This window comes from Micromonospora sp. LOL_014, from assembly GCF_048060245.1.
In the GTDB taxonomy this organism is placed as follows: Bacteria; Actinomycetota; Actinomycetes; order Mycobacteriales; family Micromonosporaceae; genus Micromonospora_E.
The window spans coordinates 1-24,143 of the sequence record NZ_JBHMIP010000030.1 but is presented as its reverse complement, the minus strand read 5'-3'; the positions used below and the strand labels follow the sequence as shown (position 1 = coordinate 24,143).

22 protein-coding genes and 1 pseudogene are annotated in these 24,143 nt (G+C 71.1%); 16 read left to right on the top strand and 7 right to left on the bottom strand.

The window, feature by feature from the left end; translation table 11 throughout:
• Positions 1-121 precede the first annotated feature (121 nt).
• From ACFHW1_RS23545 to ACFHW1_RS23535, 3 genes are all read left to right on the top strand, one after another.
• Positions 122-817 (top strand): response regulator transcription factor, encoded by a 696-nt coding sequence (locus tag ACFHW1_RS23545; protein ID WP_282230290.1) that lies wholly within the window; start codon positions 122-124, stop codon positions 815-817.
• Positions 810-2,246 carry a sensor histidine kinase gene (locus tag ACFHW1_RS23540; RefSeq protein WP_416556728.1) on the top strand — a complete coding sequence of 479 codons (1,437 nt, stop codon included), beginning with the start codon at positions 810-812 and terminating at the stop codon, positions 2,244-2,246. Before ACFHW1_RS23545 ends, ACFHW1_RS23540 begins: the two co-directional genes overlap by 8 nt.
• A gap of 89 nt (positions 2,247-2,335) precedes the next feature.
• Positions 2,336-2,875, top strand: coding sequence for a hypothetical protein (locus tag ACFHW1_RS23535; protein WP_281554381.1), 540 nt, complete (start codon positions 2,336-2,338; stop codon positions 2,873-2,875).
• Positions 2,876-3,026: 151 nt separating this feature from the next.
• Here ACFHW1_RS23535 and ACFHW1_RS23530 read toward each other — a convergent pair whose 3' ends face one another.
• The gene (locus ACFHW1_RS23530; RefSeq protein ID WP_416616092.1) at positions 3,027-3,542 is read right to left on the bottom strand and encodes a hypothetical protein; all 516 of its coding nucleotides are present in this window, start codon (positions 3,540-3,542) and stop codon (positions 3,027-3,029) included.
• Positions 3,543-3,843: 301 nt separating this feature from the next.
• On the opposite strand from ACFHW1_RS23530, the gene ACFHW1_RS23525 reads away from it, so the two are divergent.
• Together ACFHW1_RS23525 and ACFHW1_RS23520 are read left to right on the top strand one after the other, a co-directional pair.
• A complete protein-coding gene (locus ACFHW1_RS23525) occupies positions 3,844-6,801 on the top strand; it encodes an AAA family ATPase (RefSeq protein WP_416616090.1) in 2,958 nt (985 codons plus the stop codon).
• Positions 6,802-7,168: 367 nt separating this feature from the next.
• Complete coding sequence (locus ACFHW1_RS23520) at positions 7,169-11,776, top strand: S8 family serine peptidase (RefSeq protein WP_416568889.1); 4,608 nt, start codon at positions 7,169-7,171, stop codon at positions 11,774-11,776.
• Positions 11,777-12,175: 399 nt separating this feature from the next.
• Here the strand turns inward: ACFHW1_RS23520 and ACFHW1_RS23515 are convergent, their stop codons facing one another.
• On the bottom strand, positions 12,176-13,291 hold the full coding sequence (locus tag ACFHW1_RS23515) for a cellulose binding domain-containing protein (RefSeq protein ID WP_416616088.1): 1,116 nt from the start codon (positions 13,289-13,291) through the stop codon (positions 12,176-12,178).
• Positions 13,292-13,437: 146 nt separating this feature from the next.
• Here ACFHW1_RS23515 and ACFHW1_RS23510 point away from each other — a divergent pair, with 146 nt between their 5' ends.
• The 3 genes from ACFHW1_RS23510 to ACFHW1_RS23500 all read left to right on the top strand — a co-directional run bounded on the left by ACFHW1_RS23510 (position 13,438) and on the right by ACFHW1_RS23500 (position 15,029).
• Positions 13,438-13,587 (top strand): hypothetical protein, encoded by a 150-nt coding sequence (locus ACFHW1_RS23510; protein WP_416556733.1) that lies wholly within the window; start codon positions 13,438-13,440, stop codon positions 13,585-13,587.
• 156 nt (positions 13,588-13,743) lie between these two features.
• The gene (locus ACFHW1_RS23505; protein ID WP_416568887.1) at positions 13,744-13,923 is read left to right on the top strand and encodes a hypothetical protein; all 180 of its coding nucleotides are present in this window, start codon (positions 13,744-13,746) and stop codon (positions 13,921-13,923) included.
• Positions 13,924-14,060: 137 nt separating this feature from the next.
• The gene (locus ACFHW1_RS23500; protein WP_416568886.1) at positions 14,061-15,029 is read left to right on the top strand and encodes an aldo/keto reductase; all 969 of its coding nucleotides are present in this window, start codon (positions 14,061-14,063) and stop codon (positions 15,027-15,029) included.
• Here the strand turns inward: ACFHW1_RS23500 and ACFHW1_RS23495 are convergent.
• On the bottom strand, positions 15,014-15,544 hold the full coding sequence (locus tag ACFHW1_RS23495; RefSeq protein WP_416616118.1) for an RNA 2'-phosphotransferase: 531 nt from the start codon (positions 15,542-15,544) through the stop codon (positions 15,014-15,016). The two genes, ACFHW1_RS23500 and ACFHW1_RS23495, sit on opposite strands and share 16 nt — an antisense overlap.
• Positions 15,545-15,726: 182 nt before the next feature.
• Between ACFHW1_RS23495 and ACFHW1_RS23490 the strand changes: the two genes are divergently transcribed.
• The 4 genes from ACFHW1_RS23490 to ACFHW1_RS23475 all read left to right on the top strand — a co-directional run bounded on the left by ACFHW1_RS23490 (position 15,727) and on the right by ACFHW1_RS23475 (position 17,885).
• A complete protein-coding gene (locus tag ACFHW1_RS23490; protein WP_416616086.1) occupies positions 15,727-16,239 on the top strand; it encodes a hypothetical protein in 513 nt (170 codons plus the stop codon).
• Positions 16,240-16,356: 117 nt separating this feature from the next.
• A complete protein-coding gene (locus ACFHW1_RS23485) occupies positions 16,357-16,749 on the top strand; it encodes an MmcQ/YjbR family DNA-binding protein (RefSeq protein WP_289206736.1) in 393 nt (130 codons plus the stop codon).
• Positions 16,750-16,929: 180 nt separating this feature from the next.
• Positions 16,930-17,694 (top strand): helix-turn-helix domain-containing protein, encoded by a 765-nt coding sequence (locus ACFHW1_RS23480; RefSeq protein WP_416556738.1) that lies wholly within the window; start codon positions 16,930-16,932, stop codon positions 17,692-17,694.
• Positions 17,685-17,885 carry a DUF397 domain-containing protein gene (locus tag ACFHW1_RS23475; protein WP_289206738.1) on the top strand — a complete coding sequence of 67 codons (201 nt, stop codon included), beginning with the start codon at positions 17,685-17,687 and terminating at the stop codon, positions 17,883-17,885. The genes ACFHW1_RS23480 and ACFHW1_RS23475 overlap by 10 nt, the downstream gene beginning before the upstream one ends.
• Positions 17,886-17,957: 72 nt before the next feature.
• On the opposite strand, the gene ACFHW1_RS23470 is transcribed toward ACFHW1_RS23475, so the two are convergent.
• A complete protein-coding gene (locus ACFHW1_RS23470; protein WP_416591398.1) occupies positions 17,958-19,217 on the bottom strand; it encodes a hypothetical protein in 1,260 nt (419 codons plus the stop codon).
• Between the two features lie 97 nt (positions 19,218-19,314).
• On the opposite strand from ACFHW1_RS23470, the gene ACFHW1_RS23465 reads away from it, so the two are divergent.
• The 4 genes from ACFHW1_RS23465 to ACFHW1_RS23450 all read left to right on the top strand — a co-directional run bounded on the left by ACFHW1_RS23465 (position 19,315) and on the right by ACFHW1_RS23450 (position 22,561).
• Positions 19,315-19,749, top strand: coding sequence for a MarR family winged helix-turn-helix transcriptional regulator (locus ACFHW1_RS23465; RefSeq protein ID WP_416556740.1), 435 nt, complete (start codon positions 19,315-19,317; stop codon positions 19,747-19,749).
• Positions 19,750-19,818: 69 nt separating this feature from the next.
• Complete coding sequence (locus ACFHW1_RS23460) at positions 19,819-20,556, top strand: ATP-binding cassette domain-containing protein (protein ID WP_416556741.1); 738 nt, start codon at positions 19,819-19,821, stop codon at positions 20,554-20,556.
• Entirely contained in the window at positions 20,553-21,887 is a 1,335-nt protein-coding gene (locus ACFHW1_RS23455) for a hypothetical protein (protein WP_416556742.1), read from the top strand. Before ACFHW1_RS23460 ends, ACFHW1_RS23455 begins: the two co-directional genes overlap by 4 nt.
• Before the next feature lie 86 nt (positions 21,888-21,973).
• Positions 21,974-22,561, top strand: coding sequence for a hypothetical protein (locus tag ACFHW1_RS23450; protein ID WP_416616084.1), 588 nt, complete (start codon positions 21,974-21,976; stop codon positions 22,559-22,561).
• Here the strand turns inward: ACFHW1_RS23450 and ACFHW1_RS23445 are convergent.
• The 3 genes and pseudogenes from ACFHW1_RS23445 to ACFHW1_RS23435 all read right to left on the bottom strand — a co-directional run.
• Complete coding sequence (locus tag ACFHW1_RS23445) at positions 22,491-23,546, bottom strand: amidohydrolase family protein (protein WP_416568882.1); 1,056 nt, start codon at positions 23,544-23,546, stop codon at positions 22,491-22,493. The two genes, ACFHW1_RS23450 and ACFHW1_RS23445, sit on opposite strands and share 71 nt — an antisense overlap.
• On the bottom strand, positions 23,516-24,040 hold the full coding sequence (locus ACFHW1_RS23440; RefSeq protein WP_416616082.1) for a 3-hydroxyanthranilate 3,4-dioxygenase: 525 nt from the start codon (positions 24,038-24,040) through the stop codon (positions 23,516-23,518). The genes ACFHW1_RS23445 and ACFHW1_RS23440 overlap by 31 nt, the downstream gene beginning before the upstream one ends.
• A gap of 5 nt (positions 24,041-24,045) precedes the next feature.
• A pseudogene (locus ACFHW1_RS23435) lies at positions 24,046-24,143 on the bottom strand (RidA family protein); the annotation flags it as partial.

The window sequence follows — 24,143 nt, the reverse complement described above, 5'->3', positions numbered from 1 at the left end:
TCTGATTTGATGCGGCATCCGGTCCGGCTCACAATCCGGGAATCACCCGCCAGCAGCGACTTTTACCTGATCCGTACCGGAAACTGATGCGGTCGTTTACCGGTCACGTCAAGATGGGCGGGTGACCGCAGCACCGCAACCGGACCGGGGACTGGTGCTCGTCGTCGAGGACGAACAGCCGATCGCCGACCTGATCCGGCTCTACCTCACCCGCGACGGGTTCGGCGTACATGTGTGCGCCGACGGTGACAGCGGGCTGGCCGCCGCCCGACGGCTGCGCCCGGTGCTGGCCGTGCTGGACATCGCGCTGCCCGGCGTCACCGGCACCGAGATCTGCCGGCGGCTGCGCGCCGACGACGACTGGACCCCGGTCATCTTCCTCACCGCCCGCGACGACGAGATCGACCGGGTCGTCGGCCTCGAGCTGGGCGCCGACGACTACGTCACCAAACCGTTCAGCCCCCGCGAACTGGTCGCCCGGGTGCGGGCCATCCGCCGCCGCAGCCTCGGCCCGCCCGGCGGTCGACCGGTCCGTACCGTCGGTGGCGTCACCCTCGACCCGGCCCGGCGCACCGTCACCGCCGACTCCCACCCGGTCGTCCTCACCTCCACCGAGTTCGACCTGCTGGACCATTTGATGCGCCGGCCCGGACGGGTCTACACCCGTGAGGAGCTGCTCTCCGCCGTCTGGGGTTACGCCGCGCACGCCGGCACCCGCACCGTCGACGTGCACGTCGCCCAGGTCCGGGCCAAGCTCGGCACCGCCGCCACCGTGATCCGCACGGTACGCGGCGTCGGCTACACCGCCGATGGTTGAACCGGACCAGACCGGGCAGCGGTCCGGCTGGCGCCAGCTCACCGGCACACTCACTGCCCGTGCCGTCGGGGTCGCCTGCGCGGTCGCCCTACTGTCGGTGCTGGTCACCGCAGCGGTCGCCATCCCGCTCGGGGTCCGGGGCACGGAACGCGGCGCCCGCGCCTCGCTGGCCGCCAAGGCCGACCTGGTCGCGGCGGCCGTCACCGACGCCCCGGCCGGCACGCGGACGGCTCTCGCCGGCCGGCTGACCGGCGAACTCACCGACCAGGGCATCGAAGTGCTGCTCGTCCGGCCCGGCGGGACGGTGCCTCGGCAGCTGCCCGGCCAGGTGGTCCGCCGGCTCGCCGCCGGTGCGCCGGTGACCAGCCGCCGGCCGGCCCGCGTCGACGGCCAGCCGACCCTGATCGAAGGACGGCCCACCGGCGACGGCACGGCGGTGGTGCTGCTCCAGCCGGTACGACCAGGAGTCGGCCGGCTGGTCTGGAGCAACCTGTGGCTGGCGTTGGCCGCCGGGCTCACCGCCGGCCTGATCGCCGGGGTGCTGCTCGCCGCCCGGCTGTCCCGGCCGATCCGGGCCGCCGCACACGCGGCGCAGCGGCTGCGCGCTGGGGACCGCACCATCCGGGTACCGCTGGATCCGCCCGTCGAGGCCGAGCAGTTGGCCCGCGCGCTCAACGACCTCGCCGCCGCGCTCGCCGTCAGCGAGGCACGGCAACGGGACTTCCTGCTGTCCATCTCGCACGAGCTGCGCACCCCGCTGACCACGCTGCGCGGGTACGCCGAGGCGATCGCCGACGGCGTGGTGGACCCCGACGGAGCCGTGCGTACCGGGCAGATCATGCTCGGTGAGGCGCAGCGGCTGGACCGCCTGGTCGGCGACCTGCTGGCGCTGGCCCGGCTGGAGGCCTCCGACTTCGCCCTGGAACTGGTCGACGTCGACCTCGACGCGCTGCTCACCGACGCCGTCGATGCCTGGCGGCCCCGGTTCACCGGCAACGGGGTGACGGTCGACCTGACCCCACCGGCCGCGCCGGTGACCGTCCACACCGACCCGGGGCGGCTCCGGCAGGTCGTCGACATCCTGCTGGACAACGCGCTGCGGGTGGTGCCGGCCGGCGGCACCGTGCGGCTCGGCGTACCGCCGGAACCGGCGACCGGGCAGGCTGGATCCGCCGCCGGGCAGCCGGACTTCGTCGCGGTGCAGGTGCACGACGACGGCCCGGGGTTCACCGACGACGACCTCGCGGTGATCTTCGAACGCGGTGCGCTGCACCGCCGCTACCGGGGCGAACGGTCGGTCGGCACCGGGATCGGGCTGGCCCTGGCCGCCGGGCTGGCCCACCGTCTGGGCGGGCGGATCAGAGCCGGCCACTCCCCCGGCGGCGGTGCCGTGTTCACCGTACGGTTGCCGCGCAGGACGGCCCGGTAGCTCGGCTGCCTCCGTCGGACCGACGGCGCCTTACCTGATCCGAACATCGACCTGACGGTGGCTTCGTGTCGGTGGCCGATGCTGACCACATGAGAAGTTCAGTTGGCACGAAGGCATTCACCGGTGCTGCGGCGGGGGCGGTCGCGATCCTGGCCCTCACCGGCTGCGGGTCCGGCGGCTCCCACACCGCTGCGGATCCACTCCCGGTCGCCGCGGTCGACACCGTCGACTACAGCGACTTCGGTCTCTCCAGCGACGACCGGCCCGGCTGGTGGGACGGCCGCCGTGGCCCGTGGGGGCGACCCGGCCCACGCGTCGGCTGGCTACGCGGCCTCGGGGCGGGCGGTGCCGGTCTGCACGGCGAGATGACCGTACAGACCGACGGCGGGCCGCGCACGCTCGTCGTGCAGCGCGGCACGGTCGACTCCATCGACGGCAGCACGATCAGCGTCGAGTCGGCGGACGGCTTCGTCCTCGACTGGACCTGCGCCGACGAGTGCCGGGTGATCGACGACGGCGACGAGGTCAAGCTGTCCAGTCTCGACGTCGATGCCGAGGTCGGCGTCCGCGGCCTCCGTGACGGCGAGGAACTGCTCGCCCGGATCGTGCTGCGACCCGAGACGGACTGACCCGCACGTCGCAGTGACCTGTAGTGACCCGCACCGCCGGGCACGCGGCCCGCGCGGTGGACTCCGGTCCCACGACAGCCGCGTGGGCCGCGGTCGATCCGGGCGTCGAGTGCCTTGCCGCGCCGGTCCGGCACCCGGATCGCCGACCCTCCTACAGCGTGATCTGCCAATTCTGCTGCAGGAACTGACGCAGCGCCGCGACGCCCGGTTCCACCGCCGCCCGATACGCTCCGGACCTCGCTTCCAGAACGTTCCGGATTTCCTCGTCGTCCAGCACACCTACGGCATTGGCCAGACTTGTGACCTCGTACAGGTAGACGTTCCCGTTTTCGGTCTTGCCGTGCAGGACATGCCCGTGCTCGTGCCAGATCACCGCTGAGCGGTAGGCCATGGTTCCGTCGAAAACCCCTTCCTGGATCACCAGCGTGTCGAGCGCGACGGTGCCGATGATCCCGTCCCAGTCCACGTCGTCCTCGACGTACTTGCGGACCTCGGGCGCGGCCATCTGCTTCTTCACCCAGTTCACCTGAATCGCCGACTTCAGACAGATGGCCGGGTTCTCGGCCGTACCGACGGACATCGACTGCGGAACGACGACAACGTTCACGCCGTTGGCGACCTGCCCCAAAATGGCACCTGCCTGCTGCAGCGTGGCGTTACTGATCACGTGCCGAACTCCTGTCTCGATCAGGATGGACAACCCGGTCCGCGCACGAGAAGCAAACACCCAACGGGCATCGACAAGGAGCCTGGATCTGGTGCGGAGCGAACAGACCGGGTGGATTCAAGTAGCGGTCGACCCGGACGTCGGGCGAATCCTGAATCCGCCTCGACAATAGTCGAACGGCGACCGTGGTCACCAGGGTCGTCACGGTCCGGATCACGACAAGGGCTGGCTGCCCAGAGCGCCGGCCAGGGCGACATCGACGGCTCGCTACGGCATCCGACGTGCGGGATACGCTCAGACGATGCGGGTGAACGGGCACGCTGCGGCGGCGGGCACGGCGATGCCGATCGCCACGCCACGGCTGGTGGGACGGTCCGGTGAGGTGGCGGCGCTGGCCACAGCGCTCACCCGTCCCCCGGCGGTGGTCCTGCTGGAGGGTGAGGCGGGGATCGGCAAGAGCCGGCTGGTGCGGGAGACGTCGGCAGCCGGGGCCGGTCTGCGCCCCGGCACCCTGCTGGCGGTCTGCCCACCGCTACGCGAATCGCTCACCCTGGCGCCCATCGTGGACGCGCTGCGCGATGTCCGGCCACGGCTGACCGGGGTAGGGCTGAGCGCGTTGGCCGGGGCACTGCGCCCGCTCCTGCCGGAATGGTCGGCCGAGCTGCCACCGCCACTGGACCCGGTGGACGACGCAACCGCGGCCCGGCACCGGCTGTTCCGGGCGTTGGACGAGCTGATCCGTGCGCTCGACGTCGACCTGCTCGTCGTCGAGGATGCGCACTGGGCCGACGAGGTCACTCAGGAGTTCCTGGTGTTCCTCACCGCCCGACCGGCCCCCGGTGGGCCGAGCCTGCTGGTCACCTACCGGCCCGAGGAAGTCGACGACCGCTCGCTGCTGCTGCGGCTGTCCCGGCCGGCGGCCGGCGGCGGCGCCCGGCTGCGGATCACCCTGGCGCCGCTGGACGTGGCCGACACGGCGGCGATGGTCTCGTCGATGCTGGACGGCAATCCCATGTCGACTGAGTTCGCCACCTTCCTGCACCAGCGCACGAGCGGCGTACCGCTGATGGTCGAGGAGTCGGTACGCCTGCTGTGTGACCGGACCGACGTGGTGTTCCGGGACGGACGCTGGGTGCGGTTGAGCCTGAGTGAGCTGCAGGTGCCGGCGTCGGTACGGGACTCGACCCGGGAACGGGTCGGGCGGCTGACCCAGGCCGCCCAGCGGGTGCTGCGCGCCGCCGCCGTACTCGGCGAACCCGCCGACGAGGCCACCCTGGCGGCCACTGCCGGCCTGCTGACCCGGGCCTGCCGGGCCGGGTTGACCGAGGCGGCCACCGCCGGTCTGCTGGACAGCGACGAGCGTGACCACCCCGGCGGCGGTCGGTGGCGGTTCCGGCACGCCCTCGCCGCCACCGCCGTCTACGAGGCCATCGCGCACCCCGAGCGGCGTACGCTGCATCTGCGGGCCGGACAGGCAGTCGAGGGTCTGGATCCGCCGCCGGTCGCCCAGCTGGCCCGACACTTCCGCGAGGCGGGTGACGTGGCGCGCTGGGCCCGGTACGCGGAGGCCGCCGCCGATCGGATGATCGCCTCCGGCGACCACACCACCGCCGCGGTCGCCCTCGACGAGCTGCTGACCGTGGCGGAACTGGCGGCACCGGACCGGGCCCGGATCGCCCGTACCGCCGCCGTCGCCGCGCTCGGCCGCCGCGAACCGGTCGACGACGTCTATCACCGGGTGGTCGCCACCCTGCGGGCCGTGCTGGAGTCGACCCAGCTGACCGCGCGGCAGCAGGCCGACATCCGCAACCCGCTGGGCCGGCTGCTGATCATCGGCGGTGAGGCACAGGCCGCGCTCACCGAACTCGGCCGGTCGGTGGAGCACCTGGCCGACCCGGTGGAGGCGGCCCGTGCGATGACCTACCTCGGCTGGGCGTACGCCGGCCCGTGGCCGGCCGCCACCCATCTGCGGTGGCTGCACCGGGCCGCCGAGCTGATCCCGCGGATCCCGTCCGCCGCCGACCGGATGTCGCTGGCCGGTAACCGGGCGGCGGCGCTGCTGATGCTCGGCGAGCCGCAGGCCTGGGAGGTGGTGGCCGGGCTGCCGACCGACGGCGCGGCGGCGGCCGAACGGCGGGACATCGCCCGGATCCACGCCAATGTCGGCACCGGGGCGCTGATCTGGGGCCGGTACGCCGACGCCGGGCGGCACCTGTCGGTGGCGCTGGCTCTCGCCGACGCCGAGGGTCTGGTCCGGCTGCGCTACAACGTCCTGGTGGAACAGGCCAACCTGGACTGGCTCACCGGCCGGTGGGACGGCCTGGCCGACCGGGCCGCCCAACTGGCCGAGGTGGACCGGGACCGGCCGGGCGTCTATCTGGGGAGTCTGCGGCTGGCCGGACGGCTGGCCGCAGCCACCGGTCAGCTACGCCACGCCGAGCAGCAGTTCCAGGTGGTGCTGGACGAGGCGGCCCGGCGCGGCGCGGTCGACGACACGGTGGAGCCGGCCGCCATGCTGGCCCGGCTGTGGCTCGACGACGGGCAGGCCGATCGGGCGGTGCGGGTCACCGATGGTCCGATCGGGGCGGTCGCCGCCAAGCGGGTCTGGGTGTGGGCCACCGACATCGCCCCGGCGCGGGTGGCGGCGCTGCTCGCCGCCGGCCAGCCGGACGAGGCGGCCGATCTCGTGCGTCGATTCGCCGGCGGGCTACGCGGCCGGGCCGCGCCGGGCCCGGCGGCCGCGCTGGCGGTGTGCCGGGCCGCGCTGGCCGACGCAGCCGGTGACCATGACCGGGCGGCGGCCGGCTTCGACCGGGCCGCCCGCGCGTGGGCGGCGCTGCCCCGCCCGTACGACGCGCTACTCGCCCGGGAGCGGCAGGCGCTGGCGTTGCTGGCCGCCGAGCGGGCCGAGCCGGGACGGGCGCTGCTGGTCGAGGTGTACGACGGTCTGGCCGACCTCGGCGCGCGCGGTGCCGCCGACCGGGTGGCGCGACGGCTGCGCGAACACGGCGGGGAGGTGCCGCGCCGGTGGCGGGGAGGTCGCAAAGGGTACGGCGACCGGCTGTCCCCGCGCGAGCTGGACGTGGTCCGGTTGGTGGTAGCCGGGCACACCAACCGGGAAATCGGCCGGATCCTCGCCAAGTCGTCGGCCACAGTGGATCAGCAGCTCCGATCGGCGATGCGCAAGCTGCGGGTGTCCAGCCGTACCGCGCTGGCGGTCGCCGCCGTGGAGGCCGGCGTCCTTGCGGCGGACGACTGAAACGGCCCGGCAACCCGGTCGAAACCGGATCGGGCACATCGACCGCGACCGGTCGATTCTTTGACGTATCTACTGGATAGCTAACGATCCGCCGGCTCAGCAGCATGACTTGCATGCACGAGCCACCAGGGCGGTCAACGGATGAACCCGCGCCCGAACCCGACCCCGAATCCGACCGACCCGTACCCGGTGGACCCGTTCCCGGTGGACCCGAGGCGGGCGGACCCGAGGCGGGCGCGGACGCGGCACCCGACGGTGGCACCGGTACCTGCGCGACCTGCAGCGCGGAACGCCGTGACCCGTACCAACCCCTGTGAGGGGCACGGCGTGCCCACCCGCGTGGCCGATCCCACGGAAGGAACCCCCAATGAGACCTATCGCACGAGCGATGTCGCTGGTGCTGCTGGCCGGTGTGGCGTTGGCCGCGCCGAATCCGGCGGCGGCGGCACCCCGGCCCGGCCCCGATCCGGGCGGTGACCCGGCGCGCGGCGTCGCCGACAAGATCCAGCCCGAGTTGGAGCGGTCGCTGGAGTCCGACGGCGCCACCGATCTGTGGATCCGGTTCGCCGAGCGGGCTGACCTGGCGCAGGCGCGGCAGATCGACGACTGGACGGCGCGCGGCGAGGCGGTCGCCGAGACGCTGCGGACCACCGCTGCCACCAGCCAGACCAGTGTCCGACACCTGCTCGACACCGAGGGCGTGACTTACCAGGCGTTCTGGGCCAGCAACGCGATCTACGTACGGGACGGATCGTCGATGCTGGCCCAGGAGTTGGCGACCCGGCCCGACGTCGAAGGCCTCTACCAGCCGGTCGAGTACCAGCTGATCGAGCCGACCCCGGGCGAGCCGGCCCGCGACGACGCCGACGGTGCGGACGAGCGTGGGACCCAGGCCGAGGATGTCGAGTGGGGCATCGCCAACATCAACGCTGACGACGTGTGGGACCAGTTCGGCACCAAGGGCGCCGGCATCACCGTCGCCAACCTGGACACCGGTGTCCAGTTCGACCACCCGGCGCTGGTCGCCCAGTACCGGGGCAACCTGGGTGACGGCACGTTCGACCACAACTACAACTGGTTCGACGCGGACAGCCGGTGCGGCGCGGCCCCGTGCGACCGGGGCTCGCACGGCACCCACACGATGGGCACGATGGTCGGCGACGGCGGCACCGGCAACCGGATCGGCGTCGCGCCCGAGGCGAACTGGATCGCGGCGAACGGCTGCTGCCCGACCGACGCGGCGCTGGTCGCCTCCGGCCAGTGGCTGCTGGCACCGACCGACCTCGACGGGCAGAACCCTGACGCCGGCAAACGTCCGCACATCATCAACAACTCGTGGGGCAGTACGCAGCCCTCGCTGGACCCCTTCATGGAGGACGTGTCGCTGGCCTGGGACGCCGCCGGCATCCTCGGCATCTGGTCCAACGGCAACAGCGGCGCGCAGGGCTGCCAGTCCAGTGGCTCGCCCGGTAGCCGCTCCGTGAACTACTCGGTCGGCGCGTACGACGTCGACAACGAGATCGGCTCCTTCTCCGGCCGCGGTCCGGGCCAGGACGGCGAGTTCAAGCCAAACATCTCGGCCCCTGGCGTAGACGTGCGTTCGTCCGTTCCAGGCGGCTACCGCGCCACCGACGGCACCTCGATGGCCGCGCCGCACGTCGCGGGCACGGCGGCACTGCTGTGGTCGGCGGCACCGGCGCTGATCGGTGACACCGACGCGACCCGGAAACTGTTCGACCGCACCGCGATCGACACCGCCGACCCGCAGTGCGGCGGCACCGGCGCGGACAACAACGTGTACGGCGAGGGCCGCCTCGACGCGCTGGCGCTGCTGGAGGCGGCTCCGGTCGGTGACACCGGCACCCTGTCCGGTGCGGTCACCGACGCGGCGACCGGCGCGCCGGTCGAGGGCGCGACGGTGACCATCGAAGGCGAGACGGTCCGGGAGCGGGTCACCGCGGCGGACGGCTCCTACTCGGCCCGGTTGACCGTCGGGACCTACCCGGTGACGGTCACCGCGTTCGGTTACGCCGAGCAGAGCACCGAGGTGACCATCACCCTGGGCGCCACGACCGTCGAGGACGTTGCGCTGACCGCGCTGCCGACGATGACGCTCAGCGGACTGGTCCGGGACGGCTCCGGGCACGGCTGGCCGCTGTACGCCAAGGTCAGCGTGGCCGGCACCGAGGTCAGTACGTTCACCAACCCGTTCAACGGCCGGTACCGGCTGGTGTTGCCGACCCACGCGACGTACACCCTGGTGGTGGAGCCGCAGTACGACGGCTACGGCACCGTCGAGCAGCCGGTGCAGGTACACGGCGGCAACCGGACCATGGATGTTGCCGCGCCGGTGCAGCGGTGCGCCTCCGCACCTGGCTACGCCTTCTCCGCCGGGATCGGGGTGCTCGGCGACGAAAACGGGCAAATCGGCTCCTTCCTTGACGACCAGGGCGTCCCGACCACCGAGGTCGGCTGGGACACGGACGTGTCCGGCTACGACGCGATCATCGTCAACCGGCCGAGCAACCCCGGCGAGGAGACGTTCCTGCGGTTCCTGGCGGACACCGACGCGGCCGGCGTGGGTGTGCTGTTCCTGGACACCTGGTCCAACGTGGGTGGTAACGGCATCTACCTGCTCAGCCAGTACACCGGTAACCCGGGGGCCCGCAGCAGCGGCATCGTCTACGACACCGAGGGCGACCTGTCGTACCAGGTGATGCAGGAACACCCGGTGGTGGAAGGGTTCCCGCTCGGCGGACGGATCGCCTTCGACGAGACGGACAACTACTCCAAGTACTACGGCTTCTTCGACGCCTACGGCGGCGAGGGTCGGATGGTGGTCGCCAACGCCGTCACCTCGGAAGTCGGCACCGTCGGGGTCGGCATCGGAGTGCAGCAGCGGACGAACAACCGGCACGTGCTGCTGTCGATGCACGCCGCCAGCTACAACACCGGGCCGCAGACCTGGCACGACGACAGCGCCCGGGTCTTCAGCAACGCGGTGGACTGGATCGCCGAGACCGAGTTCGAGTGTGTCAAGGTCGAAGGTGGGCTGGCCGTCGGCTTCGTCCGGGACGCCAACACCGGCGCCGGGCTGGCCGACGCCGAGGTGACGCCGGTGGACGGCTCCGTCGGCACCCGTACCGTCGCGACGCCGCAGGACCCGGACCTCGACGACGGCTTCTACGCCCTGTTCTCCCCCGCCGGCCGGCACCGGATCACCGCCTCGGTGAACCAGTACGCGGAGCTGACCCGATGGGCAGAGGTCACCGAGGACTGGGTCACCCGGCACAACTACAAGCTGGCGGCCGGACGACTGACGGTGACCGGCTCGCCGGTCGAGGCGACCGTGCAGCTCGGCGGAGCGACGACCGCCGAGGTCACGGTCACCAACACCGGCGGCGCGCCCGCCGAGGTGGAGCTCAGCGAACGAGCCGGCGAGTTCGAGATCCAGCGCGCCGACGGTTCGCGAGCGGCGTCGCGCCAGGTCGCGGCGGCCGCCGGGGCACCGACCCGCCGGATTCCGCTGGACGCGCCGATCGAGCAGCTCGCCGGGGCCGCGTCGGCGACGGTGTTCGGACCGGGTGCCGCACCGGCGGCGACCCCTGCGGCTGAGCCGTGGCTCAGCCTGCCGGGGCTGCCCCGGACGGTGATGGACAACAGCGCGGTCACCGTCGACGGCAAGTTGTACTCGTTCGGCGGGTCCAACGGATCGTCGTCGCTGGCCGAAGGGTACGTCTACGACCCGGCCACCCAGGCCTGGTCCCGGCTCGACGACATGCCGCACGGTGCCCGCAGCCAGGCCGCCGAAGGCGTCATCGACGACAAGGTCTACCTGGTCAGCGGGTGGAGCACGTTGAACACCGACACGCTGATCTTCGACCCGGCCACCGGCGGGTGGAGCACGGGTGCCGACGTGCCGGCCGCGTCGGCCGCCGCCGGATCGGCGGTGCTCGACGGCGAGTTGTACGTGGTCGGCGGCTGCACCACGACCAGCTGTGCCCCGTACAGCGACCAGGTGTTCCGCTACGACCCCCGGGCCGACGCCTGGGACACCGTCGCCAGCTACCCGATGCCGATTGCCTGGCAGTCCTGCGGCGCGGTCAGCGGCGGGATCGTCTGTGCCGGTGGACTGTCCAACAGCCAGCCGGTGACCGCCAGCTACTCCTACGACCCGGCCAGCGACTCCTGGACGCAGGTAGCGGACCTGCCGGTGAACCTGTGGGGTTCGGCGTACCACACCGCCGACAACCAGCTGCTGATCTCCGGTGGCGGCACCGGCACCCAGGCGATCACCAACGAGGGGTACGCCTACGACCCGGCGACCGACGCGTGGTCGAGCCTGCCGACGGCGAACAGCCCCGGCTTCCGGCCGGGCAGCGCCTGCGGGCTCTACCGGGTCGGCGGATCGGCGATCTCCGGATTCCAACCGACCAACACAGTGGAACTGCTGCCCGGCTTCGACCAGTGCGGGTCGATGACGGACACCGGATGGTTGACGGTGGACCCGGGCACCGCCACGATCGCCCCCGGCGAAAGCCTCACGGTGACGCTGACCCTGACCGCCGAGGTGGCCCAGCCGGGCACCTACACCACCGGCGTCACCGTCTTCGAGGACACGCCGTACGCGGTGGACACGGTGCCGGTGACGATGACCGTCACCCCGCCGGACACCTGGGGCAAGATCACCGGTACGGTCTCCGCCGTGGGCTGTGACGGCGACCTGACCCCGATCACCGGGGCGACGGTGCAGCTGAGCACGTGGACGATGGAGCTGCCGTTGACCACCGACGCCGACGGCGGCTACGCCCACTGGCTCGACCACCGGCACAACCCGGTCACGATGATCGTGGCCAAGGACGGCTACATGCCGCAGACCCGCCAGACCCAGGTCACCGCCGGTGACGTACGGGTCGAGGACTGGGCGCTGCGCCAGGTGTGCGGCCGATCGGCGGGAGCGCTCGAGACCAGCTGACCCGTGACCCGGCTCACCGGTAGATGACCCGTCGACGGTGAGCCGCCCCGAGCGTACGCCCCGAGGTGACCCCTCGGGGCGTACGCCGTTGTCGGCCGACTCACCGACTCACCGCTTTCCCGCACGCGGCCCGGCGGCGGATCTGTGGCGACGACCCACGATCGCGCGGACTTCGACCAGGCCAGGAACGCATCACCGATCGGCATCAGGCCGAACGCGTACCGCCGGGTGGTCGGGGTCAGGCGCACCGAGCCGACCACCGCCGCCGATCCAACCAGTACGGCGACCTCCACCCGCAGGGCCCGGCCGACACCCGAGGTGGACGACGGGCCGGACCGACGACGCTGCTCGATCATCGGCCCATCCTGCCAACCGTGCAGGCCCGCCCGGGCCGGGGCTTCAGCCGAGCGTGCAGGCCGCCGACACCGCAGCGTCGCCGACACCGGAGGCGAGGAACCCGAAGCTGGCCGAGCCGCCGACCGGAAGGCTGCCGTTCCAGCTCACGTTGCGGGCGGTGGCCGTCGCCCCGGTCTGGGTGACGGTGGCGTTCCACGCCTGGTTGACCTGCTGACCGCCGCCGAGGGTGAGCGTCGCGGTCCACGCCGACGTCGCCGCCGACCCGGCGTTGCGGACACTCACCTCACCCTGGAAGCCGCCGTTCCACTGGCTGACCACCCGGTAGGTGGCGGTGCAGTCCCCGCTGGGCGGCGGGGTGGTCGGCGCGACCGTCGGCGTCGGGGTGACCGGTGGCGTCGGGGTGACCGGTGGCGTGGTCGGCGCGACCGTCGGCGTCGGGGTCACGGTGCCGAGGAGTCGCGCGATCGCCGGCGCGAACCGGTCGGCCATCTTGCGGAACCCGGCGTCGTTGGGGTGTACGCCGTCGCCGGTGTCCGTCGCGGCGTCGAATCCGGTCCACTGGTCTACCACGGCGATCGGCGACCGGGCGGTGGTCAGGCCGGTGGCCCAGGCGGCGATCCGGTTGTTGAGCGTCACCGTGTCGGCCGGGCAGGTCGTGCAGCCATGATGCGGGATGATCTGCGCGACCAGAAGCTTCATGTCCGGGTTGTTCGCCCGCATCTGCCCGACCAGTTTGGTGAACGCGGCCATGATGGTGTCCATCGACTGCCAGCCGCCCCACAGGTCGTTGGTCCCCAGGTGCATCACGACGATGTCCGGGGCCGCCGCGCTCAACCACGGCGGCAGTTGGTTGTTGTCGGCGATGCCGACCGCCGAGAAGCCGCCGTGGCCCTCGTGGTCGGGGTCGTAGGAGAAGCCGTAGTTGCAGCTGCCGCCGTCGGAGGCGCTGCCGACGAAGTCGATGTCGGCGTGCCCGGCGCTGCGCAACTGGTCCCAGACGAGGGCCCGCCAGCAGCCGGGGCCGGCAGTGATCGAGTCACCGAGCGGCATGATCCGGACCGGGTCGGCGGCCGACGCCGCAGGCGCCGCCGTCACCGCCAGGCCCAGGGCCATGGCAAAGGCGGCGAACAGCGAGCACACGAGGGCTCTTCGTGGCATGGTCTGCGTTCCTTTCGAGGTCACACTGGACCTGCCGGCCGCCCGAGTGGTGACCGCAGGTGCCGTGGGAGGACCGTCGATGGAAGCGCGCCCCCAGTTTTGTTTAGCTTCCCGACTAAGTCAAGCAACACGTCGCACTAACTTCCGTGGGTCGCTATCGGTACGACCTGACCGACACGACCGAGTTCACGACCGGCAACTCGCACATCGACGCCTGGTTCCGGGTCACCACCGCCGACGTCGCGTTCGCCCGTACGCTGCTAAACCCGCAGATCGGGCGTCGGCGGGCGAGCTGATCTACGGACCGGCGGTCACGTCGACTGCGACGGGCTGACGACTGTCCGAGTGCGTTGCGGGTGTCGCATCCCAGCCTGCCGAATGCCGGGGCTTGTCAGTTCGTGCAGAGCGCGCCGACCGTGACGTTGTAGACATGCCAGGATCCGTCCGGCGCGGTGAACACATCGCTGGCATTCGTCGCCCAGTTCGCGCAGGCGACGCCGACGGCGAGAATGTCAGCGCGGGCAGCCTGGGCCCCGTTCTGGATCGCGCTGGTCGAGGTGGCACCGCTGCCCTGCCGGGTAGCCGAGCGGGCAACGGCGTACGACGGTGGCGCCGGGGCCGGTACGCAGTAGCCGGTGGCTGTCGCCTCATAGACGTACGCCGAGCCGCGATCACCTCATAGGTGACCGAGCCGGTCCACGGTTGACCTCGAGCGCGCTCCAGGTGCAATCCTGAGTCGCAACAGGATCATCGGAAGGAGCACATGACGATGGAACAGCGACCTCTCGGCAGCGTCGGACCGGTCAGCGTCCTCACCCTCGGTGGGGGCGGGCTGGGCCAGGTGTGGGGCGTCACCGACCGGGACGAGGCGGTGGCGACCGTACGGGAGGCGGTCGACGCCGGCATCGACCTGCTCGACGTCGCTCCCGGCTACGGCGACGGCGAAGCGGAACGGGTGGTCGGCGCGGCCTTCGACGGCAACCTGCCGGCCGGCGTACGGGTCGTCACCAAATGCGGGCTGGGCAACCCGGCCGCCGGTGACGTCGCGGCCCTGCTGGAGAAGTCCCTCGACGACAGCCTGCAGCGGATGCGACTGTCGTTCGTCGACGCGCTACTGCTGCACAATCCGATCGTGGCACAGGCCGCGCCGGGCACCACCGGGGTGACCTCCGCCGACCTGTTCACCGAAGCCGTCCGGCCGGCGTTCGAGGACCTGGTCCGGCGCGGCCGGATCGGCGCCTGGGGGATCACCGCTGTCGAGGAGCCGGACGTGATCATCCGCGTACTCGGCGATCAGCCGTCCCCGGCGGTCGCCCAGTGTGTGACGAACCTGCTGGACTCCCCCGGCGATCTGCTGATGCCCGGCAGCGGGGGCTCCCGGCCACGCGACATCCTGACGGCCGCCGGCCGGCACGGCGTCGGAGTGATGGGCATCCGCGCGGTCGCGGCCGGCGCGTTCACCGACGCCGTCGACCGGGACCTGCCGCCGGAGCATCCGACCATGGTCGACTTCCGGCGGGCCGCGCCGCTGCGCGAGCTGGCCGGCGAGCTGGGTGAGTCGGCCGCCTCGCTGGCCCACCGGTACACGCTGTCGATGCCCGGCGTCGACACCGTTGTCCTCGGCGTGAAGAACCGCACCGAGCTGCGGGAATGCCTCGCGGCGGCAGCCGCCGGTCTGCTTCCGGCCGACCTGATGGCGACCATCGAGGCCCGCGTCGGCGCTCAGATATCCAGGTAGCGGGACGGCACCGCGTCGGTCAGCCACACCCCGTTGGCGCTGCGGTAGAACAGGTGACCATCGCGGGCCATCGCCGCCGCGTCGACGGTGAGGATTACGACGCCACCGGCTCGCCGGGCACCGACCCGGCGGGCCGTGTCGGTGTCCGCCGACAGATGCACGTGGTGCCGCCGGGCCCGGTGCAGCCCGGTGGCCCGGATCGAGTCGAGCGCGGCGGCGGTGGTGCCGTGGTAGAGCCGCTCCGGCGGAGGCAGCGCGACCAGCCCCAGGTCGATCGGGACCGAATGCCCCTGGTTCGCCCGAATCTGCTCGGTGCCGTCGGGGTCGCGGCGCAGCGCGAACCGTTGCTTGCTGTCCCGCTTGACGACGGCGTCCAACTCCAGTCGGGTGATCCGTAGCGCGTCGAGCAGGTCCGCCACCGGGACCCACCCGGCCGGGTCCAGTTCGAGATCGAACCGGTCGGGCGCGTGACGCAGCGCCAGCGACATCCGTTTGCTCAATTTGACCAATACCATGTCGTTCACACCGGCATTGTCGCCGTACGGCGCACCCGCCCGCATCGGCGTTTGCTGCCACCCGACGCCCGTGTGCCACGATGCCCGGCTGCGGATGCTCACTGGCCCAGCGGCCCTACCATCGGTCGGCGACGTTGCCGGGCTGTCCCAGCCCTCGCTCTCCGTCGTCGATGGAGGTTGTGATGGGCAAGGGCAAGCGCAATCGGAAGGCCCGTAGCGCCACGAGGGCCGCTGACGCCCGTCGGGCCCGGCGGGAGATAGCCGCGCTCGCAGTGGCCTTGCTCGTGGTCGGGCTGGGGCTGTTCGGTGGTTCGCTTGCCTACCGTTGGCAGGTCTCGGCCGAGGCGGACCGGTTGCGTGGTGTGGGTATTCCGGTCACCGCATACATCACCGACCGGGCCGGTGGCGGGCGCGGTACCGGAATCGACCGGATCGAGGTCCATTACCTGTACGACGGGGCGCAGTACGGCGCGTGGATTCCCTGTGCTGGTGTGACCGGGTGTCGCAGTACGCCGGAGCGGGAGATGCCGGTCCTGGTGGACCCCGCCGATCCGCAGAGGTTCCTGGCTGAGAACGGGCACACTGACGGCTCGTTGTCGTTCCTGATGTCCTGGACCACGATCCCGCTCTGCCTGGTCGCGGCAGTCGCCGGTGCCGGTCTGCTCATCCTCATCATCCGGGAGAAGACAAGCTGAAGTGACCCGCGTTGCCGCTCCGGGGGAGGAACCTACGTGGTACGTGATTCCGTCGGAGCCTGCCTGGATCGGTGATCAAGGGGCCGAAGTGTCAGCCGGGTGTGATTACCTACCGCTATGCCGCATCCGATCATGTTCGACGACGCCGACCCGCTGCTCGCCGAGGTACGCCGGCTCGCGCTGGCCTTCCCCGACGCCGCCGAGAAGATCTCGCATGGGCATCCGGCGTTCTACACCACCAAGGTGTTCGCCTACTACGGCGGCTCGGTGAAGGTCGACGGGGTCTACCAGCAGCATGATCACTCCGTACTGGTGCTGGTGGACCCGGACGAGCGGGCGGCGCTACTGGCCGAGCCGCGCTGCTACGCCCCGGCGTACCTGGCCAGCTCCGGCTGGGTCGGGGTGGACCTGGCCGACGACACCGACTGGGCGGAGATCGGCGAGCTGCTCGACGCCAGCTACCGGCGGACCGCCGGACCCCGTCGGGTCGCTCGGCTCGACGCCCGATAGGTCGACGGGTCAACAGGTCGACAGAACCCCATCCGACAGAACCCGATATCGATCACACAAACTATCCGGAATTTATCCTATCTCCATCATGGACTCCGATCCGTCGTACTGATAGAGGTAGGGGTGGCATTCGACGCACCGCCCCACCATCAGCAGATCGGGGATCCGACAATGCACGAGGTGCACCGCATCATTCGCACCCTGCGCACCGAGCGCGGGCTTTCCCAGCAGCAGCTCGGCGCGTTGATCCAGCTCAGCGCGTCGTCGATCGGCAGTTACGAGAACGGCCGCCTGGTCCCGGTGCAGCAGAACGCGAAGATCCTCGACGATGTGCTGGGCAGCGGCGACCGCGTGCAGCGCGCCTCCGCCGAGGCGCGCGGGATGTCCTTCGCCGGTTTCCTGCGCCCGTGGGCCGAGTTGGAGGAGCGGGCCACCCTGCTGCGGTCGTTTCAGCTCGCGGTCGTCCCGGGCCTGTTGCAGACCCGGGAGTACGCCGAACGACTGTTGCGTGTCGGCCCGGTCGACGACGTGCCGACCCGGCTGGCTAACCGGCTCACCCGCCAGCAGGTGCTCACCCGCGCGGACGACCCGGCCGAGTTCATCGCCGTCATCGACCGCAGCGTGCTGCACCGCCAGGTGGGGACCCCGGAGCAGATGGCCGAGCAGCTGCGCGGTCTCGCCGAGGTGGCGGCGCGCCCCAACGTCTGGGTGCACGTGGTGCCCGGTAGCGCCGACGCCTACCACGGGCTCAACGGATCGTTCGCGTTGGCGACCGTGGACGACCACGTGTTCGGCTACGTCGATTCCCACTTCGGCGGTGACGTGGTGAGCAACCCGGCCGACGTGCAGACATTGGAGCGGTCCTGGGAAGGTGTCCGCAGCTATGCTCTGCCTGTCGAGGAATCCCACGACATGATCCTGAAAGCGGTGCAGACATGGAGCTGAGCACCACCCCTCGCTGGCGCAAGTCGACCCGCAGCAACCCCGCTGGCGGCGACTGTGTCGAGGTCGCCGACAACGTGCCCGGCCGGGTCCACGTCCGCGACACCAAGGACCGCGACGGCGGCACCCTGACCTTCGCCCCCGCCGCCTGGTCCGCGTTCGTCACCCTGGCCAAGACCACGTCCGTACGCTGACCGGCGCCACGACCGTGCCCAGGTCGGGCCGGCTCCGATCCACGGTCGATGGTCGCGTCATCGCGCGGCGGGTCATCGCGCGGCGGGCGCACCCGCCATCGTCGCTGGTTCTGCCAGCCACCGGCGGTAGCGCCGCAGCGACCGGCCTCGCCGCAGCCGCTCGTTGGCGAGCGAGACGACCGGATGTACGCGGCCGGCACTGGTAGCACCCCGGCCGACCTGCCGGAGCCGGCAGCGGACGACGGACTGGGTAGCCGCCGCCGCCAGATGCTTGTCCTTCCAGCGCGGGCCCGGCACGGGCACCGCCGCCTCCGCACCGCGCAGCCAGCGCTGCGGTAGCTCCGGATCCACGGCGAGCGCCGTCGCCACTCCGACGACCCCCGCGCCCTGGGCACGTACCCGCTCAGCGACGGCGCGGCGTCGCACGCCCCCGGTCAGCATGACCGGCACCGGGGCCTGCGGGATGATCGTCGCGGCGGCGTCGAGGAAGTACGCCTCGCGGGCGAGGGTCCGCCCGTCGGCGGAGTGACCGTGGGTCGCCAGGCTCTCCACCGAGCCGCCGGAGAGTTCGACCAGGTCGACACCGGCGTCAGCGAGCATACCGACCACCTGCCTGGCGTCGTCCGGGTCGAAGCCGCCGCGCTGGAAGTCGGCGGTGTTGAGTTTGACCGCCACCGCCGAGCCGTCGGGTAGCCGGCGCCTGACCTCGGTGACCACGTCGATCAGCAGTCGGGCACGGTTGCCCAGGTCGCCGCCCCAGCGGTCGGTACGCCGGTTGGTCAGCGGTGAGAGGAACTGGCTGAGCAGGTAGCCGTGCGCTGCGTGGATCTGCACTCCGTCGAACCCGGCCTGGACCGCCCGGTACGCCGTACGGCCGAACCGGGCGACGACCTCGTCGATCTGCTCGGGCGTCATCGCGGTGGGCCGGGCGAAGAACCGGGAGTAGCGCCCGGCGTCGACCGGTACGTCCGATGCGGACCAGGCCACGCCCGGCATGTCCGCGTTGACGACCCGGCCCGGGTGATTGATCTGCATCCAGACGCGGGCACCGCCGGTGGTCGCCGCCGCCGTCCAGCGCCGGAACGGCTCCAGCGGGGTACGGTCCGCGAGCACGACGTCGGAGGGGTCGGCGAGGGCCCGCTCGTCGACCATGACGTGCCCGGTGATCAGCAACCCGGCTCCGCCGGCACCCCAGCGCTGGTAGAGCGTGGCGAGCTCGGTGCCGGGCAGCTGGCCGTCGACGGCCAGGAACTCCTCCATGGCGGCCTTGGCGATCCGGTTCGGCAGGCCCTGCCCGCTGGGCAGTTCGAGCGGTTCGGCCAGTTGGGACATGCTGTGGGCTCCTCGGCTCCGACGACATACTTCGAGACTCGAAGCATTCCAGACCGTAATAGTTCGAGACTCGAAGCGCAAGTGGTACCGTCAGCCGGTGGACCACCGGGACCTCGTCGACGCCATCCGCGCCAACCACGAGATCTTCATGACGACCAGCGACCGGCTCGAACCCGCCCTGACCGCCCACGGGCTGACCAACGCGACCGCGCAGGCGCTGTGGGCGATCGACCCGACCGGACCGGCCCCGTCGATGAAGGCGCTCGCCGAGCGCCTGTACTGCAACGCCCCCAACCTCAGCTTCATCGCCAACCAGCTGATCGAGCGCGGACTGGTCGAGCGCAGCGTCGACCCCATCGACCGACGCGGCCGGGTGCTCGCCCTCACCGACAAGGGCCGACAGGTACGCCAGGAGATCATCGCGTCGACGCTGGAGGCGAGCCCCTTCGCCGACTGCCCGCCACAGCTGCTGCACGAACTCGCCACCCTGCTCCAGCAGGTCGCCGCCGGGCACCCGCCGGCAGCAACCTGACTCCGACCGAGGCGCCACGTCTCCGCACAGCTCAAACAGATCCGGCCAGCACCACTATTCGGGGGCAGCATGCTCGAGGTTGATCAGGTCGGGTTCCGGTACGGCTCCAAGCCAGTACTCAGGGGCGTCAGCGCGACCTTCGAGCCGGGGGCGACTGTGCTCCTCGGCAGGAACGGCGCCGGCAAGACGACCCTGATCCGAATCCTGGCCGGCGCCGCCGCCCCCAGCGGCGGGCAGGTCCGGCTGAACGGCTCGGCTCAGGGCAGCCACAGCCGGGCAACCCGCGCCGCGCTGCGGCGCATCGGGTGGCTCCCGCAGACGTTCGGATTCCCGCCCCGAATGGCCACCGCAGAGTTCGTGGCGTACGCGGCCTGGCTGAAAGAGGTACCCGGCAGACAGCTGACCAGGCAGGTGGCTGACGCGTTGGCGACCACGGGCCTCAGCGAGCAGGCACGGAATCCTCTACAGACGCTCTCCGGTGGACAGCTACGTCGGGCCGGGCTGGCAGCGGCACTCGTCGCCGAGCCTGAGGTTCTCGTCCTCGACGAGCCCACGGCCGGCCTGGATCCCGAACAGCGGGACGCGTTCCACGGCCTGGTCCGACGCATTCGATCGGAGCGGGTGGTAGTGATCGCTACCCACCTGCTGGAGGACGTGGAGGCGCTGGCTGACCGGGTCGTCGTCATCGACCGGGGTAGCGTCCAGTGGACGGGCACCATCGACGATCTGGCCGGACTGTCGCAGCAGCAGGGCCTGTCGGCGCTCCGCGAAGGGTTTCAGATCATACTCGACCGGACCGTGTCGTGATCGTCTCCCGCCGTCTCGCAGCGGGACGGATCGCCCTCTTCCTCGGCGTCGCGGGGATCACCATCATCCAGGGCATCGCCTCGGTGGCGTCGAAGTCGCAACGGTGGTCCGGCCATTGGGCGAACAGCAGCGTCGTGATCGGCTGGGCAGGGGTGTGGGGCGCGTGCATCGCTGCCGGAGCCACCGCCCTGATCCTCGCGGCACCCCGCAGCCGCGGGTACGACGACCTGCTGCGTGCGTCGTCCCGATCCCAGGCTCGGATCCACCTCGCCGGCCTGGCCACGGTCGCGGCCGGGAGTTTGGCCGGCTACACCGTGGTGACTGGATACGTTGCCGCAGCGACCGCGACGAGCGCGACACACGGTGGACTCGACATCGTCGAACTGCTCCCGACTGCCGCGTCGGTGCCGCTGGCGGTGGGAATCGGCGCCCTCCTCGGGCGGCTGGCCCCGCCGAGGATCGCTCCGGTCGCGGCGGCCGTGGCCCCGTACCTGATCTACATGGCTGTGGTGTACGCCGAGGCGTACAGCGGCCAGATCGCGTACATGGATCTTTTGTGGACAGATCAGGTGGATCGCACCTACCTCAGGCTTCCGGCTGAGCTTCTGGTGTCCCGTGCAGTGCTCTGGATGATGCTCGGTGTCGCTCTGCTCGGCTTGTCGCTCCACGCGTTACGCCTCGCCTACGCCAGCGCCGTCGTAGCCAGCTTGTCCGCCGCCGTGGCGCTACTCTCCGTCGGTACGCGGATCGAAGTGCCGGCGGCGTACGCCGCTGCCTGCTCGGGTGAACAGCCACGGGTCTGCGTCGACCGGGCACACGACCACATTCTGCCCGAGTATCAACGGGAGATCGTCACATCCGTACAGCCGGTGCAAGGTCTGGATCTGTCCGCCATGGTCGTCGTGATGGACGAACACCTCGCCGTCCCAGGGGCGGACCTTCCCGGGTCCGGTCCCGACGCGCGGCGGGTCATCGTGCCCATCGTGAAGCGCAACACCTCGCCCGCGCATGAGATCGACTCTGCGACGCTCACCGCCAACGTCGGGTTCGCACTTTTCCTTGCGCCCTGCATGGCGAGGCCGACAGCAGCCGAAGACGTCGGGCTGACCACCGCCGCCGCGCTCTACCACTGGTGGCTCACCAGCCACGGTCTGCCGACCGACGGCACGAACTTTCCCGGCGAGCCGAGCCTCGACTCGATCCTGATCGAGAACGAGGAGGCGGCGCGTACCGCCGGCAGCTTCGTCCGGTTGGTCGAGGAGGAACGACAGGAATGGTTCAGCGAGTCGACCGAGTCGGTTCTGACCTGCACGGCCGTTCCGGCCCGGTGAGCCGTCCGCACCGAACCTCAGCTGCGTTCGCTCTCCGCGCATTTGCGACGGCGCGGGGCGTTACCGTCCGCGGGCTCGTCAGCTACGTGCTGATCTGGCTGTTCATCGCAACCGCATCACGGTTCACGGTCTCGGCCACCGGCCTGCAGTTCGCCCCGCCGGGCAGCGCGGCGTTGGACACGGTCGCCGTGATTCTCCTGCTCCTGCCAGCCGGTGTTCTCGCCGGCACGTTGACCTCCCGGACACCGCACCTGGAGGCGACCCGGTCCCGCAGTAGTCAGCCCGCACACGCGATCTGGGTGGTCGGCATCACCGGTGTAGGTCTGCTGAGCCCATGGCTCGCCTCCCCGTTGATCCATCCGTCCATCGACATTGTCGGCTTCTTCACGACCTGGTGCACCGTACTGGGCCTCTGGTGGGCCATCACCCGTATCGGGCCGACGGTTCTCGCCCTAATCTGTACGTTCATCGTGCTCGCCGGATTCAGCACACCGGGACTCGTACCCTGGCACCTCAACATCGTCTACAACGTGGAGATCGGCGGCAGCGCCGCGCTCGTGGCCACAACCGCTCTCGGCTCAGGCACGATCCTGCAGGCGCTACTCAGCCCGCCCCCGACTCGAGGAAGCGGTGGGCGTTGCCGCCGCGCAGGGCGACCCGCTGGTCGGCGGTGAGGAAGTCCGCCTTGTCGACCACCGCGCCGACCGGCCGCTCCCCCAGCGGGTACGGGTAGTCGCTGCCCAGCAGCACCCGGTCGGCACCCATCGTGTCGACCAGCAGCCGCAGCGCCGCCGGGTCGAACACCACCGAATCGACGTAGAACCGGTCCAGGTAGTGGCTCGGCGGGTGCGCCGACCGGCCCCGTACCACGTCGCCCCGGCGGTGCCAGGCGTTGTCGGCGCGGCCCAGCCAGAACGGGAAGCTGCCGCCGCCGTGCGCGAAGCAGATCCGCAGCGTACGGGGCAGCTGGTCGAAGCCGCCGCCGAGGATCAGCGCCAGGATCGACAGGTGGGTCTCGGCGGGCATGCCGGACAGCCAGCGGGCCATCCACCGGTCCAGCCGTGGCCCGTCCGGCATGTCCCACGGGTGGACGAACACCGGCGCGCCGACGTCGGCGCAGTGTCGCAGGAAGGCGACGATGCCGGCGTCGTCGAGGTCACGGTCGCCGACGTGGTTGCCGATCTCCACCCCGGCGTGGCCGGCGGCCAGGCAACGGTCCAGCTCGGCGCAGGCGGCGTCCGGGTCCTGCAACGGCACCTGGCAGAACGGCACCAGCCGGCCACCACCGGCGGCGGTGACCTCAAGGGTCAGGTCGTTGAAGATCCGGGCCACCTTGACCGCCTGGTCGGCCGGTCGGTCGTAGGCGAAGAAGACCGGCGTCGGCGAGACCACCTGCACGTCGACCCCGTCGACATCCATGTCGGACAGCCGGGTGGCCGGATCCCAGGTCTGCGGGCCGACCGGCCGGAACTCCGTCTGACCCACCATGATCATGGCGGCGCGTTCGGAGTCAACCCGCAGCCACGGCCAGCCGGTTCCGCCGCAGGCGGCGGCGAGATCCGGCCAGCCCCTGGGCACCAGGTGGGTGTGGACGTCGATGGTCTGCCCGGCGTCGGTCACGGCGACGATCAGCCCTTGCCCGGGTGCAGGGCACCGCACTTGTCGCAGGTACGCGCGGCTTCGTCGCCGTAGAAGGCGGTGAAGACCGGCGGCAGGTCGGCGACGATGTCGCGCACCTGCAGCTCCACCTCGTGCACCAGGTTGCCGCAGTCGAGGCAGTACCACTGAAACTTCTCCAGGGTGCCCTCCTCGCGGACCCGTTCGATGACCACCCCGATCGAACCGGCCTCCGGGCGCTGCGGCGAGTGCGGCACGTAGCCGGGCAGCACCCACATCTGGCCTTCCCGGATGTGTACGGTCTGCGGCCCGTCGTCGGTCATCAGGTTGACGTGCATGTTGCCTTTGACCTGGTAGAAGAATTCCTCGTACGGGTCGACGTGGAAGTCGGTGCGCTGGTTCGGCCCGCCGACGACCTGCACGATGAAATCGTCGCCGGTGGGGAACAGCTGCTTGTTGTTCACCGGCGGCTTGAGCAGATGCTCGTTCTCACTGACCCAGTTGGGAAAGTTGACCGGTTCGGCGATGTCGCTCACGGGTGTCACTCCTTCCGGGTGGGGGCGTCGGCGGGCACGACCGCGACGGCCTGGATCTCGATGAGCAGGTGCGGGTGGGGCAGTTGGTGGACGGCGACGGTGG

Bases quoted from the DNA above. Each gene is read 5' to 3' on its own strand.
- ACFHW1_RS23495 (WP_416616118.1), bottom strand. From the start codon at position 15,544: ATGGTATTGGTCAAATTGAGCAAACGGATGTCGCTGGCGCTGCGTCAC.
- ACFHW1_RS23485 (WP_289206736.1), top strand. From the start codon at position 16,357: ATGCCGCATCCGATCATGTTCGACGACGCCGACCCGCTGCTCGCCGAG.
- ACFHW1_RS23500 (WP_416568886.1), top strand. From the start codon at position 14,061: ATGGAACAGCGACCTCTCGGCAGCGTCGGACCGGTCAGCGTCCTCACC.
- ACFHW1_RS23460 (WP_416556741.1), top strand. From the start codon at position 19,819: ATGCTCGAGGTTGATCAGGTCGGGTTCCGGTACGGCTCCAAGCCAGTA.
- ACFHW1_RS23520 (WP_416568889.1), top strand. From the start codon at position 7,169: ATGAGACCTATCGCACGAGCGATGTCGCTGGTGCTGCTGGCCGGTGTG.
- ACFHW1_RS23535 (WP_281554381.1), top strand. From the start codon at position 2,336: ATGAGAAGTTCAGTTGGCACGAAGGCATTCACCGGTGCTGCGGCGGGG.
- ACFHW1_RS23470 (WP_416591398.1), bottom strand. From the start codon at position 19,217: ATGTCCCAACTGGCCGAACCGCTCGAACTGCCCAGCGGGCAGGGCCTG.
- ACFHW1_RS23475 (WP_289206738.1), top strand. From the start codon at position 17,685: ATGGAGCTGAGCACCACCCCTCGCTGGCGCAAGTCGACCCGCAGCAAC.
- ACFHW1_RS23540 (WP_416556728.1), top strand. From the start codon at position 810: ATGGTTGAACCGGACCAGACCGGGCAGCGGTCCGGCTGGCGCCAGCTC.
- ACFHW1_RS23525 (WP_416616090.1), top strand. From the start codon at position 3,844: ATGCGGGTGAACGGGCACGCTGCGGCGGCGGGCACGGCGATGCCGATC.
- ACFHW1_RS23515 (WP_416616088.1), bottom strand. From the start codon at position 13,291: ATGCCACGAAGAGCCCTCGTGTGCTCGCTGTTCGCCGCCTTTGCCATG.
- ACFHW1_RS23490 (WP_416616086.1), top strand. From the start codon at position 15,727: ATGGGCAAGGGCAAGCGCAATCGGAAGGCCCGTAGCGCCACGAGGGCC.